Source organism: Streptomyces sp. NPDC028368 (assembly GCF_055565615.1).
Genome location: NZ_JBVHTY010000002.1, coordinates 690,198 through 708,922, shown reverse-complemented (window position 1 = coordinate 708,922; position 18,725 = coordinate 690,198). Strand labels below are relative to the sequence as shown.

The 18,725-nt window shown below is 72.6% G+C and carries 19 protein-coding genes; 11 read left to right on the top strand and 8 right to left on the bottom strand.

The genetic code is table 11. The features are described from left to right. Positions 1 to 47 precede the first annotated feature (47 nt). Positions 48 to 1,139 (bottom strand): amidohydrolase family protein, encoded by a 1,092-nt coding sequence (locus ACZ4S3_RS06675; RefSeq protein ID WP_467927366.1) that lies wholly within the window; start codon positions 1,137 to 1,139, stop codon positions 48 to 50. A 472-nt stretch (positions 1,140 to 1,611) separates the two neighbouring features. Here ACZ4S3_RS06675 and ectA point away from each other — a divergent pair, with 472 nt between their 5' ends. The 4 genes from ectA to thpD all read left to right on the top strand — a co-directional run bounded on the left by ectA (position 1,612) and on the right by thpD (position 5,088). Further along, positions 1,612 to 2,178, top strand: a complete 567-nt coding sequence (ectA, locus tag ACZ4S3_RS06670; RefSeq protein WP_467926987.1) for a diaminobutyrate acetyltransferase — start codon at positions 1,612 to 1,614, stop codon at positions 2,176 to 2,178. Between the two features lie 157 nt (positions 2,179 to 2,335). Next, positions 2,336 to 3,604, top strand: a complete 1,269-nt coding sequence (gene ectB, locus ACZ4S3_RS06665; RefSeq protein ID WP_467926985.1) for a diaminobutyrate--2-oxoglutarate transaminase — start codon at positions 2,336 to 2,338, stop codon at positions 3,602 to 3,604. A gap of 61 nt (positions 3,605 to 3,665) precedes the next feature. Beyond that, on the top strand, positions 3,666 to 4,082 hold the full coding sequence (locus tag ACZ4S3_RS06660; RefSeq protein WP_467926982.1) for an ectoine synthase: 417 nt from the start codon (positions 3,666 to 3,668) through the stop codon (positions 4,080 to 4,082). Positions 4,083 to 4,188: 106 nt separating this feature from the next. After that, positions 4,189 to 5,088: an ectoine hydroxylase gene (thpD, locus tag ACZ4S3_RS06655; RefSeq protein ID WP_467926980.1), complete on the top strand. Its 900-nt coding sequence runs from the start codon at positions 4,189 to 4,191 to the stop codon at positions 5,086 to 5,088. Positions 5,089 to 5,168: 80 nt separating this feature from the next. Here the strand turns inward: thpD and ACZ4S3_RS06650 are convergent, their stop codons facing one another. The 3 genes from ACZ4S3_RS06650 to ACZ4S3_RS06640 all read right to left on the bottom strand — a co-directional run bounded on the left by ACZ4S3_RS06650 (position 5,169) and on the right by ACZ4S3_RS06640 (position 8,300). Continuing rightward, positions 5,169 to 6,239, bottom strand: a complete 1,071-nt coding sequence (locus ACZ4S3_RS06650) for an alkene reductase (protein ID WP_467926977.1) — start codon at positions 6,237 to 6,239, stop codon at positions 5,169 to 5,171. A 208-nt stretch (positions 6,240 to 6,447) separates the two neighbouring features. After that, complete coding sequence (locus ACZ4S3_RS06645) at positions 6,448 to 7,521, bottom strand: aminotransferase class V-fold PLP-dependent enzyme (RefSeq protein ID WP_467926973.1); 1,074 nt, start codon at positions 7,519 to 7,521, stop codon at positions 6,448 to 6,450. A gap of 74 nt (positions 7,522 to 7,595) precedes the next feature. Beyond that, complete coding sequence (locus ACZ4S3_RS06640) at positions 7,596 to 8,300, bottom strand: DsbA family oxidoreductase (protein ID WP_467926969.1); 705 nt, start codon at positions 8,298 to 8,300, stop codon at positions 7,596 to 7,598. 81 nt (positions 8,301 to 8,381) lie between these two features. Between ACZ4S3_RS06640 and ACZ4S3_RS06635 the strand changes: the two genes are divergently transcribed. Next, positions 8,382 to 9,053 (top strand): class I SAM-dependent methyltransferase, encoded by a 672-nt coding sequence (locus ACZ4S3_RS06635; protein ID WP_467926965.1) that lies wholly within the window; start codon positions 8,382 to 8,384, stop codon positions 9,051 to 9,053. Here the strand turns inward: ACZ4S3_RS06635 and ACZ4S3_RS06630 are convergent. Further along, complete coding sequence (locus ACZ4S3_RS06630) at positions 9,013 to 9,540, bottom strand: GNAT family N-acetyltransferase (protein ID WP_467926961.1); 528 nt, start codon at positions 9,538 to 9,540, stop codon at positions 9,013 to 9,015. The genes ACZ4S3_RS06635 and ACZ4S3_RS06630 overlap by 41 nt on opposite strands. Positions 9,541 to 9,545: 5 nt before the next feature. After that, positions 9,546 to 11,096, bottom strand: coding sequence for an aldehyde dehydrogenase (NADP(+)) (locus tag ACZ4S3_RS06625; RefSeq protein WP_467926957.1), 1,551 nt, complete (start codon positions 11,094 to 11,096; stop codon positions 9,546 to 9,548). 130 nt (positions 11,097 to 11,226) lie between these two features. Between ACZ4S3_RS06625 and ACZ4S3_RS06620 the strand changes: the two genes are divergently transcribed. From ACZ4S3_RS06620 to ACZ4S3_RS06600, 5 genes are all read left to right on the top strand, one after another. Next, positions 11,227 to 11,997 (top strand): IclR family transcriptional regulator, encoded by a 771-nt coding sequence (locus tag ACZ4S3_RS06620; protein WP_467926952.1) that lies wholly within the window; start codon positions 11,227 to 11,229, stop codon positions 11,995 to 11,997. A 365-nt stretch (positions 11,998 to 12,362) separates the two neighbouring features. Further along, complete coding sequence (locus ACZ4S3_RS06615; protein ID WP_467926948.1) at positions 12,363 to 12,779, top strand: hypothetical protein; 417 nt, start codon at positions 12,363 to 12,365, stop codon at positions 12,777 to 12,779. 11 nt (positions 12,780 to 12,790) lie between these two features. After that, on the top strand, positions 12,791 to 14,017 hold the full coding sequence (locus tag ACZ4S3_RS06610; protein ID WP_467926945.1) for a histidine kinase: 1,227 nt from the start codon (positions 12,791 to 12,793) through the stop codon (positions 14,015 to 14,017). Next, the gene (locus ACZ4S3_RS06605; protein ID WP_467926942.1) at positions 14,014 to 14,730 is read left to right on the top strand and encodes a response regulator transcription factor; all 717 of its coding nucleotides are present in this window, start codon (positions 14,014 to 14,016) and stop codon (positions 14,728 to 14,730) included. The genes ACZ4S3_RS06610 and ACZ4S3_RS06605 overlap by 4 nt, the downstream gene beginning before the upstream one ends. A 135-nt stretch (positions 14,731 to 14,865) precedes the next feature. Beyond that, positions 14,866 to 15,396 (top strand): hypothetical protein, encoded by a 531-nt coding sequence (locus ACZ4S3_RS06600; RefSeq protein ID WP_467926940.1) that lies wholly within the window; start codon positions 14,866 to 14,868, stop codon positions 15,394 to 15,396. On the opposite strand, the gene ACZ4S3_RS06595 is transcribed toward ACZ4S3_RS06600, so the two are convergent. Together ACZ4S3_RS06595 and ACZ4S3_RS06590 are read right to left on the bottom strand one after the other, a co-directional pair. Then, a complete protein-coding gene (locus ACZ4S3_RS06595) occupies positions 15,375 to 16,655 on the bottom strand; it encodes a hypothetical protein (RefSeq protein ID WP_467927363.1) in 1,281 nt (426 codons plus the stop codon). The genes ACZ4S3_RS06600 and ACZ4S3_RS06595 overlap by 22 nt on opposite strands. Continuing rightward, the gene (locus ACZ4S3_RS06590) at positions 16,655 to 17,650 is read right to left on the bottom strand and encodes a 5-dehydro-4-deoxyglucarate dehydratase (protein ID WP_467926937.1); all 996 of its coding nucleotides are present in this window, start codon (positions 17,648 to 17,650) and stop codon (positions 16,655 to 16,657) included. Before ACZ4S3_RS06590 ends, ACZ4S3_RS06595 begins: the two co-directional genes overlap by 1 nt. Before the next feature lie 259 nt (positions 17,651 to 17,909). On the opposite strand from ACZ4S3_RS06590, the gene ACZ4S3_RS06585 reads away from it, so the two are divergent. Next, the gene (locus tag ACZ4S3_RS06585; RefSeq protein ID WP_467926935.1) at positions 17,910 to 18,719 is read left to right on the top strand and encodes an NAD-dependent epimerase/dehydratase family protein; all 810 of its coding nucleotides are present in this window, start codon (positions 17,910 to 17,912) and stop codon (positions 18,717 to 18,719) included. Positions 18,720 to 18,725 lie beyond the last annotated feature (6 nt).

The following is an 18,725-nucleotide window of genomic DNA, read 5'->3' as shown; positions in this document are numbered from 1 at the left end:
GCGGGCGGCCGCACCGCCGTAGCGGGCGGCCGCACCGCCTCCGCCCCTCAGCCGATCACCCGCCCCCGCAGCACCACCAGCCGCGGCGCCCACAGCACCCGCACATCCGCCCGCGGATCCGTCTCGTACACGACCAGGTCCGCCGGGGCTCCCTCGGCCAGGCCGGGGCGGCCGAGCCACTCCCGGGCGCCCCAGGTGGTGGCGGACAGGGCGGCCTCGGCGGGCAGGCCGGCCTTCATCAGCTCGGCGACCTCGTCGGCGACCAGGCCGTGCGGGAGCGAGCCGCCGGCGTCCGTGCCGGCGTAGATGGGCACGCCGGCGTCGTAGGCCGCCCGTACGGTGTCGTAGCGGCGGGCGTGGAGCCGTCGCATGTGCGCGGACCACTTGGGGAACTTCGTCTCGCCGCCGTCCGCGAGCTGCGGGAACGTGGCGATGTTGACGAGGGTGGGGACGATGGCGACGCCGCGTTCGGCGAACAGCGGGATGGTGTCCTCGGTGAGGCCGGTGGCGTGCTCGATGCAGTCGATACCGGCCTCCACCAGCGGGGCCAGGGTCTCCTCCGCGAAGCAGTGGGCGGTCACCCGGGCGCCCAGCCGGTGCGCCTCGGCGATCGCCGCCTCGACCTCGCCGCGCGGCCAGCAGGCGCTCAGATCGCCGGTGGAGCGGTCGATCCAGTCGCCGACGAGCTTGACCCAGCCGTCGCCGCGCCGGGCCTCCTGGGCGACATGGGCGACCAGGTCCTCGGGCTCGATCTCGTGGGCGTAGTTACGGATGTAGCGCTTGGTACGGGCGATGTGGCGGCCGGCGCGGATGATCCGCGGCAGGTCGTCGCGGTCGTCGATCCAGCGGGTGTCGGAGGGTGACCCTGCGTCGCGCAGCAGCAGCGTTCCGGCATCACGGTCGGTGAGGGCCTGCTTTTCGCTGGTTTCGGCGTCCACCGGGCCGTGCGCGTCGAGGCCGACATGGCAGTGGGCGTCGACCAGGCCCGGCAGTACCCAGCCCTCGACGGTGGTGACCTCCCGCGTCCCGCTCGGCCGTTCGAATGTCACCCGACCGCCGAGAACCCACAGCTCGTCGCGCACCTCGTCCGGCCCGGCCAGGACCCTCCCCTTGAGGTGCAGCACCGCACCTTCGCTCATGGACGTCATACCGGCACTGTATGCGGCGCGCCGCGGGCCCGGGGCCCTTGGGAGCGGCCCCCGGCCAACCGTCCCACAGGGGTCCGCCCTGCGTATTCCGCCGGTGGTTTACCGGAAACCCTGGCGACTACCCGGATTTCTTTCCCGCACGCCTTGTCACAGGCCTTCCGGTTGCGAATTCCCAATTCTTCAGGAACACAGCTTCCCGTATTCTTCTGCCCGCTTTTTTGCACCTCAAACGCCAAGATTCCGCTAGCGACAAGTATCAGAATTCGGACGGATCTCGAGGACGTTACGGACCTGTGACCGACTACACAGCGTGCCCGTTTCACCCCAAACTTCCGGGGCAAATCATCACATTCCGCTACCGAATCGCGCGCTCGTACGCACCCGCGCGATAACACAAGCGGATCCTCGACGTAACCCCTGCCCGCGATGCAATTTCCTTTTTCCCTCGGTAAATTTAATTCCTATGACCGCCGCACAAGCAGACCATGCAGGTGCCCGCAGCGATATCAGAGAATTGCCGGAGGGCTTCAAGCTCGACACCCCACGCGTGGAGGACGGAGCCGCGATCTGGCGTATCGCCCGCGACTCCAGGACTCTGGACCTCAACTCCTCCTACAGCTACCTGCTGTGGTGCCGGGACTTCGCCGCCACCTCCGTGGTCGCCCGCGACCCGGAGGGCGAGCCTGCCGCCTTCGTCACCGGCTACATCCGCCCCGAGTGCCCGGAGACCCTCGTCGTCTGGCAGGTCGCCGTCGACGACGCGCACCGTGGCCAGGGGCTGGCGGCCGCACTCCTGGACGGGCTGACCGCCCGCGCCGTACGTGAACTGGGCATTCGTCATATCGAGACCACCATCACGCCGGACAACGCCGCCTCCATGCGGCTGTTCGCGTCGTTCGCCGAGCGCCACGACACGGGGCTCCAGCGCGAGGTGCTCTTCGACGCCGGGCTCTTCCCCGAGCAGGGCCACGAGCCGGAGGTGCTGCACCTCATCGGCCCGTTCGTCCCTCCACCGGGACGCCGGCGCTGACGACCCCCGGGCGCGGCCGCCGAGCGCCGCGCCGACCTGCCCCCTACGGCACGCGGAACCGGCACACACCAGGTGGCACTCCCGTGACACCGCCGGACCCGCCCGTCCGCCCACAGACTTCGATCTTCGTTCGCCACTCATCTCCCTGGAGCATGCTGTGACCATCACCCAGCCCGACCTGAGCGTCTTCGAAACCGTCGAATCGGAGGTCCGCAGCTACTGCCGCGGCTGGCCGACCGTGTTCGACCGTGCGCAGGGCAGCCGGATGACCGACGAGGACGGCCACACCTACCTCGACTTCTTCGCCGGTGCCGGATCGCTCAACTACGGCCACAACAACCCGGTCCTCAAACGCGCCCTGATCGACTACATCGAGCGGGACGGCGTCACCCACGGCCTGGACATGTCGACGACGGCCAAGCGGGCGTTCCTGGAGTCCTTCCAGAACATCATCCTGCGGCCCCGTGACCTGCCCTACAAGGTCATGTTCCCGGGCCCGACGGGCACCAACGCGGTCGAGGCCGCGCTGAAGCTGGCCCGTAAGGTCAAGGGCCGCGAGTCGATCGTGTCCTTCACCAACGCCTTCCACGGCATGTCGCTGGGCTCGCTGGCCGTCACCGGCAACGCGTTCAAGCGGGCCGGCGCCGGCATCCCGCTGGTGCACGGCACGCCGATGCCGTTCGACAACTACCTCGACGGCGCCTACCCGGACTTCCTGTGGTTCGAGCGGCTGCTGGAGGACCAGGGCTCGGGTCTGAACACCCCGGCCGCGGTGATCGTCGAGACGGTCCAGGGCGAGGGCGGCATCAATGTCGCCCGCGCGGATTGGCTGCGCGCCCTCGCGGACCTGTGCAAGCGGCGCGACATGCTGCTCATCGTCGACGACATCCAGATGGGCTGCGGCCGCACCGGTGCCTTCTTCTCCTTCGAGGAGGCGGGCATCGTGCCGGACATCGTCACCGTCTCGAAGTCCATCAGCGGCTACGGCCTGCCGCTCGCGCTGACCCTGTTCAAGCCCGAGCTGGACATCTGGGAGCCGGGCGAGCACAACGGCACCTTCCGCGGCAACAACCCGGCCTTCGTCACCGCCGCCGCCGCGCTCGACACGTACTGGGCCGACGGGCAGATGGAGAAGCAGACGCTCGCCCGCGGTGAGATCGTCGAGGAGCACCTGAAGGCCATCGTCGAGGAGCACCCGGACGCCTTCGCCGAGTACCGCGGCCGCGGTCTGGTGTGGGGCCTGGAGTGCGTCGACAAGAGCCTCGCCAACAAGATCGCCAAGCGCGCCTTCGAGCTGGGTCTGCTGATCGAGACCTCCGGCCCGGAGAGCGAGGTCGTCAAGCTGCTCCCGGCACTGACGACCACCCCCGAGGAGCTGGACGAGGGCCTTCGCACCCTCGCCCGCGCGGTCCGCGACTGCGCCTGACCGCCGGCCACCCGACCGGCCCAGGGCTCCCGACCGTTTCACAGAAAGGCACCGACTCACCGTGATCGTCCGATCCTTCAAGGACATCGAAGGCACCGACCGCCACGTCAAGGCCAAGTCCGGCACCTGGGAGAGCAAGCGCATCGTGCTCGCCAAGGAGCGCGTCGGCTTCTCGCTGCACGAGACCACCCTGTACGCGGGAACCGAGACGTCGATGTGGTACGCGAACCACATCGAGGCCGTACTGTGCGTAGAGGGCGAGGCCGAGCTCACCAACGACGAGACCGGCGAGAAATACACCATCACGCCGGGCACGATGTACCTGCTCGACGGGCACGAGAAGCACACCATGCGGATCAAGGAGGACTTCCGCTGCGTCTGCGTCTTCAACCCGCCGGTCACCGGTCGCGAGGACCACGACGAGAACGGGGTCTACCCGCTGCTCACCGAACCCGAGACGGACGCCGAGACGGTCTGAGGCGCCGGTGAGGCGTCAACCCGCCTGCCCCGTCCGGCAGTCGAGGAGGTCACGCAGCACCAGCTGGTAACCGAGAGCACGTACGAGAGGAGAGGAAGGCAACACCATGACCACCGCACCCGAGCGCATCGCCGACCTGTACCCGACCCGTGGGACCGCCGAGGTCATCACCCCGCGGAAGGACCCGGTGGTGTGGTCGCAGCCCGGAGCGGCCGGCCCGTTCGAGCCGTCCGAGCTGAGCGACTTCGAACGCGATGGCTTTCTCGCCATCGGGGAACTGCTCACCGCGGAGGAAGTCGCGGTCTACCGCGCCGAACTGGACCGGCTCGTTCTCGACCCGGCGATGCGCGCCGACCCGCGCTCCGTCGTCGAGCCGAAGTCGCAGAGCGTACGGTCCGTCTTCGAGGTGCACAGGATCAGCGAGGTGTTCGCCAAGCTGGTCAGTGATCCGCGCGTGGTGGGCCGCGCGCGGCAGATCCTGGGCTCGGACGTCTATGTCCACCAGTCCCGGATCAATGTGAAGCCCGGCTTCGGTGCGTCCGGCTTCTACTGGCACTCGGACTTCGAGACATGGCACGCCGAGGACGGTCTGGCGAACATGCGCACGGTGTCGGTCTCCATCGCGCTGACGGAGAACTACGACACCAACGGCGGCCTGATGATCATGCCCGGCTCGCACCGGCACTTCGTGGGCTGTGAGGGCGAGACGCCGAAGGACAACTACAAGAAGTCGCTGCAGATGCAGGACGCGGGCATCCCGTCGGACGAGGTGCTGACGAAGATGGCGGACAAGCACGGCATCCGCCTCTTCACCGGCTGGGCCGGCTCGGCGACGTGGTTCGACTGCAATGCCATGCACGGCTCCGGCGACAACATCACGCCCTACCCGCGCAGCAATGTCTTCATCGTGTTCAACAGCGTGGAGAACACCGCGGTGGAACCGTTCTCGGCGCCGATCCGGCGTCCGGAGTACATCGGTGCCCGTGACTTCACGCCGGTGAAGTAAGCGGTCTTGTCACGGGTGGCGCGGCCGCCGCACAGCTCGGTCTGTGCGGCGGCCGCGCTCGTGTCATGGCTGCGCGGACGTCAGGCCTCGAGTGCCGGGTAGTCGAGGTAGCCGGTGTCGTCGCCGCCGTAGAAGCTCGCCCGGTCGGGGGTGTTGAAGGGCCCGCCGAGCGCCAGCCGCCGGGGCAGATCGGGGTTGGCCAGGAACTGCCGGCCGAAGGCCAGCAGATCGGCGCTGCCGTCCTCGAGCAGGCCCAGGTCCTCGGTGCCGGTGGGGCGGCCGTCGTTGGCCGGGTTGAGGACGAAGGTGCCGGTGAAGTGCTTGCGCAGCCGGGCCAGCAGCTCGCGGTCCGGGACGTCGCAGATGTGCAGGTAGGCGAGGCCGAGCGGTTCGACGGCCCGGAGCAGCGCGGTGTAGAGCGGCTCGGGGGCGGGCTCGTCGATGCCGTTGAAGGGGTTGCCGGGCGAGAGCCGCAGACCGGTGCGGTGCGCGCCGACGGCCTCGGCCACCGCCCGGGTGACCTCCACCGCGAAGCGGATCCGGCCCTCGGTGCCGCCGCCCCAGGCGTCGGTGCGCCGGTTGCTGTTGGGGGCCAGGAACTGGTGCACCAGATAGCCGTTGGCGCCGTGGATCTCCACCCCGTCGAAGCCCGCCTCGATGGCGTTGCGGGCGGCGTCCGCGAACTGGGCGATGGTGGTGCGGATCTCGTTGTCGGTGAGTTCGTGCGGCGTGACGCAGTCCTTCATCCCGTCCTCGGTGAAGACCTGGCAGTCGGCGGCCACCGGGGAGGGTCCCACCGGTATGAGCCCGTCCGGCAGCAGCACCGGGTGGCCGATGCGGCCGCCGTGCCACAGCTGCGCGAAGATCCGGCCGCCCGCCTCGTGCACGGCGTCCGTCACCCGGCGCCAGCCCGCGACCTGTTCGGCGGAGTGCAGCCCCGGGGTGAAGGGGTAGCCCTGGCCGACGACGGCGGTCTGGGTGGCCTCGGTGACGATGAGACCGGCGGTGGCGCGCTGGGCGTAGTAGGCGACCATCGAGTCGGTCGGCACGCCGCCGCCCTCGGTGGCGCGGTTGCGGGTCATCGGCGCCATGACGATGCGGTTGGCGAGCGGGATGCCGGCGAGGTCTACGGGATCGAACGCGGTGGTCACTGATGGCCTCTCAACTGCTGCTCGGGACACGGGGCAGGGCCGCGGTCATGGTCGGTGTCGGCATCGGTGCCTCCATCGACATCCGTCGACGTCGACCATGATCGCCGGCTCTTGCCTCAGCGTCCGGTCGGGCTCCCGCATTCCCGCCCGGCACCCCGGCTTCGTCCCCGGGCTCACCCCGAGCCCGTCCCCGAGCCCGTCCCCGGGTTCACCTTTGCCCGATCAGCTCCAGCAACCGGTCCACGTCATCCGTGGAGTTGTAGAGGTGGAAGGCCGCGCGCAGCAGCCCCCCGCGCACCGAGACCCGCACCCCCGCCTCGGCCAGCCGGCTCTCCGCGTCGGCGAGTCCCGGCGTGGAGACGATCGCCGAGCCGGGCGCCGGGCGGGGCCGGTGGCCGAGCGCGGCGAGGCCGGCGCGGTAGTGGCCGGCGAGCGCGGTGTTGTGGGCGTGGACGGCGGCCACGCCCAGCTCCTCGATGAGGGCCAGGGAGCGCTCGGCGCCGACGTACGACAAGAAGGCGTGCGGTTCGTCGAACCGGCGGGCGGAGGCGGCCGGCCGCAGTACCGGGCCGTAATTGGACTCGCCCAGCTCCTCGCCGGCCACCCAGCCGGCGTGCAGCGCAGCGGGCCAGGCGGCGCCGCCCTCGGCCGCATCGTCCCCGAAGACCATGAACGTCGTACCCCGCGGACTCAGCAGCCACTTGAAGGCGCCGCAGACCAGGAAGTCGTAGTCGGCGGCGCGCAGCGGCAGCCAGCCGACGGCCTGTGTGGCATCGAGGTAGGTCCGCGCACCGTGCGCACGCGCCGCTTCCCGAACGGCCTGAAGGTCGGCGATCCGGCCGTCCAGCGACTGCACCGCGCTGAAGGCGACCAGCGCGGTGCCCGGCCGTACCTCCTCGGCCAGCGCATCCAGCGGTACGGTGCGCAGCGTGATCCCGGGGCGCACGGCGAGCGGGTTGACCAGGGAACTGAAGTCGCCCTCGGGCGCCAGCACTTCGGATCCCGCCGGCAGCGAGGCGGCGATGAACGCGGACTGCACCGCGACCGAGCTGCCGATCGCGACGCGCTCGTGGGGGATGTCCAGCAGCCGGGCGAAGGCGGCCCGGGAGGCGGCCGCCGGAGCGAAGTAGTCGCGGCCCATGGTGCCGTAGGACACCGCTTCCTCCAGGGCCGCGCGCAGGGCGTCGGCGCTGCGGCGCGGGAGCAGACCGCTGGAGGCGGTGTTGAGATAGGTCGTCTCGGGCGCGAATTCCGCCCCGCCGAGTGGCGCATGTCGCTGCATGCCCCCACTGTGCGCGACGCTCCGTGCCCCGTCCATGACCTTTCCGGCTCCCCCGCGGCGGGCACCGGCCAAGCTCACGCCCCGGGCACCGCGCACCCGTCGTCCCCGCAGACCTCCGCATCGCCGGCCGGCAGGATCTCCACGGCGCCCTCCGCACGGGCCCGCTCCAGCGCCTGCCGGAAGACCTCGGCGGGCTGGCCGCCGGATATGCCGTACCGGCGGTCGATGACGAAGAACGGCACTCCGGTGGCGCCCAGCTCCGCCGCCTCCCGCTCATCGGCGCGCACGTCCTGCGCGTAGGCGCCGGGGTCGGCCAGCACCCGTGCGGCCTCATCGGCGGGCACCCCTGCCGCGACGGCGCTCTCGATGAGCACCGCCGGGTCGGAGAGGTTGTGCGCCTCGGCGAAGTTGGCGCGGTAGAAGGCGCCGAGCAGCGCGTCCTGGACGCCGTGGGCCTTGGCGAGGTGCAGCAGCCGGTGCAGGTCAAAGGTGTTGCCGTGGATCCGGTCGGAGCGGTAGTCGAGCCCCTCCCCCGCCGCCGCCTCGGCCACCCGGGCCTCCATGGCCTCGGCCTGCTCACGGCTGACGCCGTACTTCGCGCCCAGCATGTCGAGCACGGGGACGTCCGTGGCCGGCGGCGCCTTCGGGTCGAGCTCGAAGGACCGGTGCACCACCTCGACCTCGTCCCGCTGCGCGAACGCGGCAAGCCCGGCCTCGAAGCGGGCCTTGCCGATGTAGCACCAGGGGCAGGCGATGTCGGACCAGATTTCGACGCGCATGGGGGCTTGCTTTCCTCGCTGTGGGTGGACGCCGGTGCAACCTGCGCGGCCGCCGGGTTATTCCCTGGGTACGGTCCGGGGATGACCACCCCACAGGATGCGGCCGGGTTCTGGGAGACGACCGGGGCCGCCAAGACGTTCACCCATCCGCTCGATGCGGCGCTGCTGGCGGAGTTCGTGCCGAAGGCCGCGCGGGTGCTGGACTACGGCTGCGGCTACGGGCGGCTGACCGCCGAACTGGCCGGGCTCGGCTACCGGCGGGTCCGTGGGGTGGACTTCTCGGCGGCGCTGGTGGAGCGGGGGCGGCGGGAGCATCCGGGCGTGGATCTGCTGCGGTGGGCGGGGTTTCCGCTGCCGTTCGAGGACGGGGCGTTCGATGCGGCGCTGCTGTTCGCGGTGCTGACCTGCGTGCCCGATGACGCGGACCAGAGCGCCATCGTGCGGGAGCTGGGGCGGCTGGTGCGGCCGGGCGGGGTGCTGTATCTGAGCGATGTGCCGTTGCAGAGCACTGCACTCAACCGGGAGCGCTACGAGCGCTTCGCGGCCCGCTTCGGCACGTACGGGGTCTTCGGGACCCCCGATGGCGGGGTGTTCCGCCACCATCCGCCGGAGCGGCTGCGGGGGCTGGTGCGCGAGGCGGGGTTCGCGGTGCTGCGGGAGCGCCAGGACACGGTGGGCACCCTGGACGGCTCCACCGTCGGGCGGCTGCAGCTCATCGCGCGGCGGGAGCGGCCAGCGGGAGCATCAGGGTGAGGTGGGTGGCGTCGGGGGCGGGGCGGCGCCCGGGGTCGGGCTGCCAGCCGAGGCCGGTGTAGAAGCCGCGGGCCCGGTGGTTGTGCCAGAGCACCTCGAGGACGGCCCGGGAGAAGCCCGCCGCGCGCCAGGCGTGCAGACAGGCGGCGTGCAGGGCGCGGCCGACGCCGGTGCCCCAGTGGCCGGGGTCGACATGCAGCTGGTGGAGTTCGACGGTGGCGGTCCCGGCCCGCCGGCGGTAGGAGGCGGCGCCGACGACCGTCTCCTGCCGCACGGCGCAGAGTGCGGGGGTCTCCTCGCACTCCATGGCGCGTCCCCAGGCGGCGTGCCCGCGGGCCTCTTCTGCCGGGGTGTCGAAGGGCGCGTCCGGGAAGCGGGCGCGCTGGTATGCGGCGCGGGCGGCGGCGTGCAGATGGGCGATCGCCTCCAGGTCCGCGGGGCGGGCGGCGCGGACCTGGAGCGGCGCTCGGTCACGGGAGGAAGGCACGGTGCCTACCCGCCCTCGGGGCGGCCGTCGACCCGGCGCGGCAGGCCGAGCGGGTTGTCCTCGCGCAGCTCGGGCGGGAGCAGCGCGGCCGGGGTGTCCTGGTAGGCGACCGGGCGCAGCCAGCGTTCGACGGCGGTGCCGCCCACGGAGGTGGAGGTGGAGGTGGTCGCCGGGTAGGGGCCGCCGTGGTGCTGGGCGGGCGCGACCGCGACGCCGGTGGGCCAGCCGTTGACGACCACGCGTCCGGCGAGCGGGGTGAGGGCGGCCAGCAGCCGGGCGCCGCGTCCCGCCTCGTCGGTTCCGGCGCTCTCCTCCTCGCCCAGCTGCAGCGTCGCGGTGAGGTTGCCGGGGAGCCGGGCGAGGACGGCGCCGATCTCGGCCTCGTCGGCGTAGCGGGCGATGACGGTGACCGGGCCGAAGCACTCCTCCAGGAGGAGGTCGTGCGGGCCTTCGGTGGCGAGGCGGGCCGCGGGGACGGCGAGGAAGCCCGCGCTGACCGTGTGCTCACCGCCCGCCCCGGGGGTCACCGGCGCCTGGACGCCGGGGAGTTCGGCCCGGCTGCGGACGCCCGCCACGAACGCCTCCCGCATCCGGTGGTCCAGCAGCACCCCCGCCTCGGTGTCGCTGACCGCCTCGGTCAGCGCCTTCAGCAGCCGGTCCCCGGTCCCGCCCTCGGGCGCCAGGACCAGACCGGGCTTGACGCAGAACTGGCCGACGCCCAGCGTCATCGCACCGCAGAGCCCGGCGCCGATCTGCTCGGCGCGTTCCGCGGCCGCGGCCTCGGTGATCACCACGGGGTTGAGGCTGCCCAGCTCGCCGTGGAAGGGAATGGGGTGCGGGCGGGCCGCGGCCGCGTCGTACAGGGCGCGGCCGCCGCGTACCGAGCCGGTGAAGCCCGCGGCGGTGATCAGCGGATGGCGCACCAGGTCGATACCGGCCTGGAAGCCGTGCACCAGGTTCACCACGCCCTCCGGCAGCCCGGCCTCGGCCGCGGCGCGGCGCAGCAGCGCGGCGCACAGCTCGGAGGTGGCGGGGTGGTCGGGGTGTGCCTTGACGACGACGGGGCAGCCGGCCGCCAGGGCGCTGGCCGTGTCGCCGCCGGGGACGGAGAAGGCGAGCGGGAAATTGGAGGCGGCGTAGACCGCGACCGGGCCCAGCGGGATCTTGTAACGGCGCAGGTCGGGCCGCGGCGGGGTGAGGGCGGGGTCGCGGTGGTCGATCAGTACGTCGAGGAACGCGCCCTCGTCCACGATGTCCGCGAACGCCCGCAGCTGGTAGGTGGTACGGCTCAGTTCGCCGGTGAGCCGGCCGGGGCCGAGCGCGGTCTCCGCGTCGGCGGCCTCGATGACCGCCTCGCCCGCCTCGTCGAGCAGTCCGGCGGCGCGGCGCAGCAGCGCGGCGCGCACCCGCCGGTCGGCGAGCGCCGCGCGGGCTTCGTGCGCCGCGCGGACGGTTTGGTCCACCTCGGCCGCTGTGGCTTCCACCGCAACCTGTTCGCGCGGCTTCCCGGTTCGGGGGTCGACACTCCAGACTGGTGCTGCTGACGCCGTTGCCACCGTGCATTCCTCCTGGGCGAAGACTTGCCGCACCCCGGACGGCGTTCGATATGCTGAACATCGTCCCAGATGGTGAATAGCTGTGAACAGCTGGGACTCTATGGCTGTCCGAACAGAGGGGTCAAGGGCGATGTCAGCTGCCGATTCCGGTGGATCGCAGGTCAAATCCGCGGTACGGACGGTGGAGTTGCTGGAGTACTTCGCGGGCCGCCCCGGTATGCACAGCCTGGCCGCCGTCCAGGAGGCCGTCGGCTACCCCAAGTCCAGTCTCTACATGCTGCTGCGCACACTGGTCGACCTGGGCTGGGTCGAGACCGATGCGACGGGGACCCGGTACGGCATCGGCGTCCGCGCCCTGCTGGTCGGTACGTCCTACATCGACGGCGACGAGGTGGTGGCCGCCGCCCGCCCCACGCTGGACCGCCTCTCGGACGACACCACCGAGACCATCCACCTCGCCCGCCTGGACGGCACCAACGTCGTCTACCTGGCCACCCGTCAGTCGCAGCACTATCTGCGCCCCTTCACCCGGGTCGGCCGCCGGCTGCCCGCGCACTCCACCTCACTGGGCAAGGCGCTGCTGGCCACCTACACCGACGACCAGGTACGGGCGATGCTGCCGCCCACCCTCGCGGCGCTGACCGAGCACACCATCACCGACCGCGAGGCCCTGATCGAGGAGCTGCACGCGGTCCGCGAACAGGGCTATGCGGTCGACCGTGAGGAGAACACGCTGGGCCTGCGCTGCTTCGGCACCGCGATCCCCTACCGCACCCCGGCGCGGGACGCGATCAGCTGCTCGGTGCCGGTGGCCCGGCTGACCCCGGACCATGAGCAGATGATCAAGGACATGCTGTTCGACGCCCGCGACCGGCTGACACTGGCGACCCGGCGCCTTTGAGGTACCGGGCGGTCCTCCCCCGTACGGCGGAGGAGGATCGTCGGCGGGGCCGAGGCGGCCGGGGCCGGGCGCCGGAAGTCTGGTCGGCATGACGATCCGCACCACACGCCGCGTGCTCCGGGCGACCACCCTCGCCGCCTGCGTCCCCTGCCTCTCCCTCAAGATCGTCTGGATCGCGGGCAGCCGCATCGGCATCCCCGAGGGCAGCGCACTGCGCCGGGACGGCAACTCCCTGATGGCGCTGAACGCGCTCATGGAGCCACCTGTGGCACGGCCGGGTCGGGGACCTGCCCGCCGGCCCCACCCGGTCCGCGCGCCGGCTGACCGCGGGCGCGGCGATCGCCCTGACCCTGTTCCCCGCCGTGATGCATCTGCTGTGGGCCGCCGGCGCAGCCGGTCTCAGCCCCGAACGGGCCGCGGCACCGGACCTCAACGCCCGTGTGAACGACGGCTCCTACGTCCTGTTCGCCGCCCTCACCGTCGCCGGTCTGCTGCCGCTCACGTACGGCCGCGGGCGCCGCATCCCCGTACCGGTGCCGCCGGCCGCCGTCTGGACCGGCTCCGGCGCGCTCGCGTGCTGGGGCGGCCGGCTGACGCTGACCACGCTGGACTGCGCGGCGGGCGACCCGAAGCTGCCCACTCCGCTGATGAGCCTCACCTACGCTGTCCAGATGATCACCGGGATATTGGTGGCCACCGCCGGGGCCCACTTCTTCGCGGAGCGCCAGGCCGAACGCGAGGCCGAGCGCCAGGCCGAGTCCGAGGCCGCGCGGTGCGGCTGAACCGACCGCGGATGAACCGAATGCGGCGGCACGGACTGCGCTGGGCCCATCTGGTGGTCGGCGGCGCGATACTGATGCCGTATTTCCTGGTGGCGTCGGTCATCGTGTCGATGGTCACGGGCGGCGCCGGCCCGTTCCGCGACGTCACGACCCAGTTCATCTCGTTCGGCGCCGCCCTGCCCCTCGCCTGGACGGCCACGCTGGTCTTCGCGCCGGCGCGGTCGATGGCGACGAGCGCCGTACGGACGTTCTGCGGTGTGCCGGGGGAGCTGCTGGCCGACGGGCCGGGGTACTCCTGGGCCGCCCGACGGCGTACCGCACTGTGGTTTGTGCTGCACCAGGCGGCCGGCGGGATCGTGAGCGGGATGTCGCTGGCCGTGCCGCCGGCCGCGGCAGCGCTGATGGTGATGCCTTTCTCGGCGGCGCTGCGGCGCGGCTTCCCGGCGTGGCACCGGGAAGCCCCCGGCGTACTCGGCCCCCTCGCCGGACTGGCGCTGATGGCTCTGGTGGTCGGCACGGCATGGGGAGCCGGGATGCTGCTGGCCCGTCTGGCACCGGTCCTGCTGGGCCCCACGCCCGCCGACCGGCTGGCCGCGGCCGAGCGCCGGGCCGCCGATCTGGCGTCCCGCAACCGGCTGGCCCGCGAGCTGCACGACGCGGTGGGGCATGCGCTCAGCGCCGTCACCCTTCAGGCGAGCGCGGCCCGTCGGGTGCTGGACGCGGACCCGGAGTTCGCCCGCCAGGCGCTGGCCGCCATCGAGGAGACCACCCGCGATGCGGTCGCCGAACTGGACACCGTACTGGGGCTGTTGCGCGAGGAGGACGGCGCCCGGCCGACCTCTCCGGCGCCCACCCTGGACGACCTGGACGCCCTCCTGGACCGCACCCGCGCGGCGGGCCTGGGCATCGAGGCGACGGTCGAGGGGAACTGCGCGGGGCTGCCGCCGGTGGTCTCGCGGGAGGCGTACCGGATCGTGCAGGAGGGGCTGAGCAATGTGCTGCGGCACGCCGGCCCGGTGTCCGTGACGCTGCAACTATGCGTGAAAAACGGGGAGTTGAAGCTAACGATGGAGAATCCGGTGGATGCGGCCGGACCGGTGGACCGCACGGGTGGCGGACGCGGGCTGCGCGGGATCGGCGAGCGGGCCCGGCTGCTGGGCGGCGAGACGACGGCCGCAGCGCACAAGGGCGTGTGGCGGCTGACGGCCGCCCTCCCGACAGCGGGGGCGGCACGGTGAGCGGCGACGAGGGCAGCACTCCCCTGCTCCGCATCCTCCTCGCCGACGACGAGCGGATGGTGCGTACGGCGCTGCGCGCGATCCTGGGCGCCGAGACCGATATGGAGGTGGTCGGGGAGGCCGCGACCGGCGCGGAGGCCGTGCCGCTGATCCGTGAACTGCGGCCGGACATCGTCCTGATGGACGTCCGGATGCCGGAGATCGACGGGATCCGGGCCACCGAACAGGTGCTGGCGGGAATGCCGGAGCCGCCGCGCATCCTCGTGGTGACGACCTTCGAGAACGATGCGTATGTGTACGACGCGCTGCGCGCCGGGGCCAGCGGGTTTCTGCTCAAGCGGTCCGGGGCGGAGGAGCTGGTGCAGGCCGTACGCCTCGTGGCGCGCAGCGATTCGCTGCTTTTCCCGGCTGCGGTCCGTGCGCTGGCCGCCCGGCACGCCGGGGAACGGGCGGCCGACGATGCGGCGCGGGCGCTGCGGGCCCGGCTCTCGGAGCGGGAGCGGGCGGTGCTGCTGCTGATGACGGCGGGTCTGACCAACGCCGAGACAGCGGCCCGGCTGGGCGTCGGCCCGGCCACCGTGAAGACGCATGTGGCGGGGGTGCTGGCCAAGCTCGGCGTACGGGACCGGACCCAGGCGGTGATCGCGGCGTACGAATGCGGCTTTGTGCGGCCGGGGTGCGACGGAGCGCCGCGGTCCTCACTCCTGGGGTGAAGCCGTTCACCCATTCGTCCCGGCCGGGCGGGCCGGCCCGCCGCCGTACCGATTAGCTCGGGGATCAAGAGGCGCGGACCTCCTCTCGGTGGCACAACGACGTGCCGCAGGCCGCGCTTCGTGGAGGTCCCCGCCATGCGATCCCTGCGATCCCCTCGGCCGCTCGCCGGTGCCGCCCTCTGCGCCGCCGCGCTCGCCCTCGCCGCGCCCGCGGCGTTCGCCGGCGACTTCGGGGACGTGGAGGCCTCGCCGTATCCGGCCAGGCCGGGCTCCAGCGTCTCGCTGGCCACCAGGGACTGCGGGCACAGCCGGTCGGCGCGGGTGGATGCCGCCACGCTGGGCGGGGGCACCATCACGCTGCGGCCCGGCGCGCACGAGGGCGCGCTGGTCGGCGAGATCAGGGTCCGGCCCGATACCCGGCCAGGCAACTACGGCGTCGCCGGCATCTGCGCCGACGGCAAGGACATCTCCGGCACGGTCAGGGCCGGGCCGGGCGGCGGCAGCGCGCCCGGCCCGATGCCCAGGGGCGGAATGAAGACCGGTGTCGGTACCACGAGTGAGGGCACCGACACCACGGAGGTCCTCGCCGGTACGGGCCTCATGCTGGCCGCTGCCGCCGGGGGCACCTGGGTGCTGCGGCGCCGTCACGCGGAGGGCCGGGGCTGACCGGGCCCGGCGTCCCGCCCTGCGCAGCCGGCCGGTGCGCCCGCGACGGCGCGCAGGGCCTCCCGTACGGACGCCAGATCGCCCTCGCTCGCCAGGCCCGCGTGGTAGAGCCGCAGTTCGGTGGCGCCGAGCGAGGCGGCGTGGGCGGCGTCGGCGGCGAGGGTGCCGGGGCGGCCGCCCAGGCCGGAGACGACGGTGAGGTTGGCGGCCACGGTGGCCCCCGCCGGGCGGTCACCGAAGGGGGCGAGCGCCTCGGCGCGGGTCCCCTCGTCGCCGGTGCACGGCACGACCACCCCGTCGGCGTGCGCGAGGACATCCGCGGGGTCCACCCCGGCGTTGGCGCCGCAGCGGTGCGCGGCGGGGTCGGCGTGCAGCAGCACCCGGAACAAACCCGCCGCCGCATCCCGTACGGCCGCGACCGCCGCCCGCTGGAGCGTGCTCGCCGCCCGGTCGCGCCAGGTGCGCAGCACCCCCGCGGGCTCCTCGCCGAGCAGCGCCCGGACCGCGGCCCACTCTCCCGCCCGCTCCGTCGGCGCGGCCCCCCTCGCCCGCTCCCCCGGTCCGCCGTCCGCACCGGCCCAGACCGGCTCCAGGGCCCGCACCACGGCGGCACTCAGCTCCCTTGCGGATACGCCCAGTCCGGCGTACCCGTCCGCGCAGACCCTACAGAAGCAGACCGACATCAGATACTGCGCGGCGCCGGAGAGCGGCACGCCCCCGGTCTTGTCGTGGGCGTGCAGATGGGCCAGCCCGTACCAGCCGCAGGACTCCAGTTCGGTGCCGCGGGCTCCGGGCCGTACGGCCGCCTCGGCGGCGAGGGCGACGAGGTAGTCGCGGACCTCGGGGCGGGCGATGCAGGGGGCCCACGGGTAGGGGTCGCCGTAGGCGTTGCGTACGACGCTGGACGGATGCTCGGCGCCCAGACGGGAGTTGTGCGCCAGGACCACCCAGGTGTGCACCTGAAGGCCGGCGTCGGTCAGCGCCCGCGCGGCCTCGCCGAAGGGGTCCGGGCCGGGCATCCAGTCCTGGATGTACGGGCGCAGCGACCGGCCCGCCCACCGGGTGGCGTCCGGCGGGTAGAGGACGGCGGCGTGCCGGGCGGTGACGATGCGGTGGCGGGGGTGGCGCGGGGTGAGGGCCCGGGTGGAGTGGTAGGCGGCGGCCAGGGTGACCTGCTGGATGCCGAGTCCGGCCAGACGGGCGGCGGCCCCGGGGTCGCCGACCACGTCCCAGGGGTAGAGGAAGGCGGCGCTACGCATCATGCCCCCGGGGCGGCCGCGGCCAGGTCCAGTCCCCGGTCGATCAGGGCGGCGAGCTGCTTGAGGTGCTCCGGGGCCGGTTCGCTCAGCGGCGGCCGGACCTCGCCGACGTCCAGGCCGCGCAGCCGCACACCGGCCTTGACCAGCGAAACGGCATAGCCGCGGCCCTGGTTGCGCAGTTCGACCAGCGGCCGGTAGAAGCCGTCCAGCAGCCGGTCCACGGTGTCCTTGTCGCCGGCGGCCAGCGCCCGGTGGAAGGCGAGGGCTATCTCGGGGGCGAAGGCGAAGACGGCGGAGGAGTAGAGGCGGACACCCAGGCCCAGGTAGGCGGGGCCGGTGAGTTCGGCGGTGGGCAGGCCGTTGAAGTAGAGGAAGTCCTCGTCGGGGGCCTCGGTGCGGACCGCGCTGATGATGCGCTGCAGCAGATCGAGATCGCCCAGGCCGTCCTTGAGACCGATGATGCCCGGGGTCCTGGCCAGCGCCACCACGGTGGCGGGCTCGAAGACGGCGTTGTCGCGCTGGTAGACGATGACGGGCAGGGGCGTGGCGGCGGCGATGTCGGCGTAGTGGCGCAGCAGGCCCTCCTGGCCGGCGACGACCAGGTAGGGCGGCATGGCGAGGAGTCCGTCGGCGCCGGCGTCCCGGGCGAGGCGGGCGAACTGCACGGCGAGCGCGGTGCCGTAGCCGGTGCCGGCGACCACCGGGACCCGGCCCGCGGCCTCCTCGACCGCGGCGGCGATGCACTCGGCGAATTCGCCGGGGGTCAGCGCGTGGAATTCGCCGGTGCCGCAGCAGGCGAAGACGGCGGCGGCGCCCGCCTCGATCCCGGCGCGCACATGGGCGCGGAACGCCGTCAGGTCCACGGTGCCGTCCGGCGCGTACGCGGTCACGGGAAAGAACAGCAGCCCCTCGAGGCGGGCGGCGAGCGGCGAATCTGAGGTCACGGGCTCTCCCTGGCAGTCCCTACATGTACCCGCACACAGCTGTCCGTGCATGTTCCTGATCGATGTCTATACTCATGAACATCGCCACGCTAGAGCAGCCATCCCGTACCGGTCAAGGCCCCACCACCGTTGCACCAATACCGCACCGCAAGCGGATTCACCAGGTCCGTCAAGCGTCTTGACCGGCACGAACCGGCTCCCTGTCGTGTCCACACATCTGAATGCCAGTCGCACATACAGCCCTGCGGACGACCTTCGCAGACGCCCCTCGCAGACATCCTCGCAGCTCAGCCGGAGGAGTATTCCCGCCATGACCGCACCCCGCACCGTTTTGCTCACCGGCGCCGCCGGCGGCCTCGGCACCCTGATGCGCGAGCTGCTGCCCCCGTACGGCTATGCGCTCCGGCTCTTCGACCAGCGGCCCGTCGACGGCGAACCGGACGCCCACACCGTCGAGTTGGCCGACACCCGGGCGCTGGGCGAGGCCGTACGGGGCGTCGACGCGATCGTCCACCTCGCGGGGATCTCCCTGGAGGCGCCGTTCGAGAAGATCCTGCGGGCCAACATCGAGGGCACCTACCACCTCTACGAGGCGGCACGGGAGGCGGGCGTCCGCCGTATCGTCTTCGCCTCCTCCAACCACGCCGTCGGCTTCACCCCGCGACCGGAAGACGGCTCCGGCGCCATCGCCGTCACCACCCCGCGCCGCCCCGACACCTACTACGGCCTGTCCAAGGGCTTCGGCGAGGACCTCGCCTCCCTCTACTGGGACCTGCACGGCATCGAGACCGTCTCGGTCCGCATCGGCTCCTGCTTCGCCAGGCCGACATCGGTGCGGATGCTGTCGGTCTGGCTGAGCCCGGCCGACGGCGCGCGGCTGCTGCACGCCGCGCTGACCGCGCCGGACGTGGGCCACACCGTCGTCTACGGCTCCTCCGCCAACACCCGCCTGTGGTGGGACCTGTCCACCGCCCGCGCGCTCGGCTACGCACCGCAGGACGACTCCGAGCCGTACGCCGCCGAGCTGATCGCCGCCCAGGGCGAGCTCGACCCGGCCAACCGGGAACACGCCTACCTCGGCGGGGCGTTCTGCACCGACCCGCCCCAGTGGCCGTACTGAACCGCC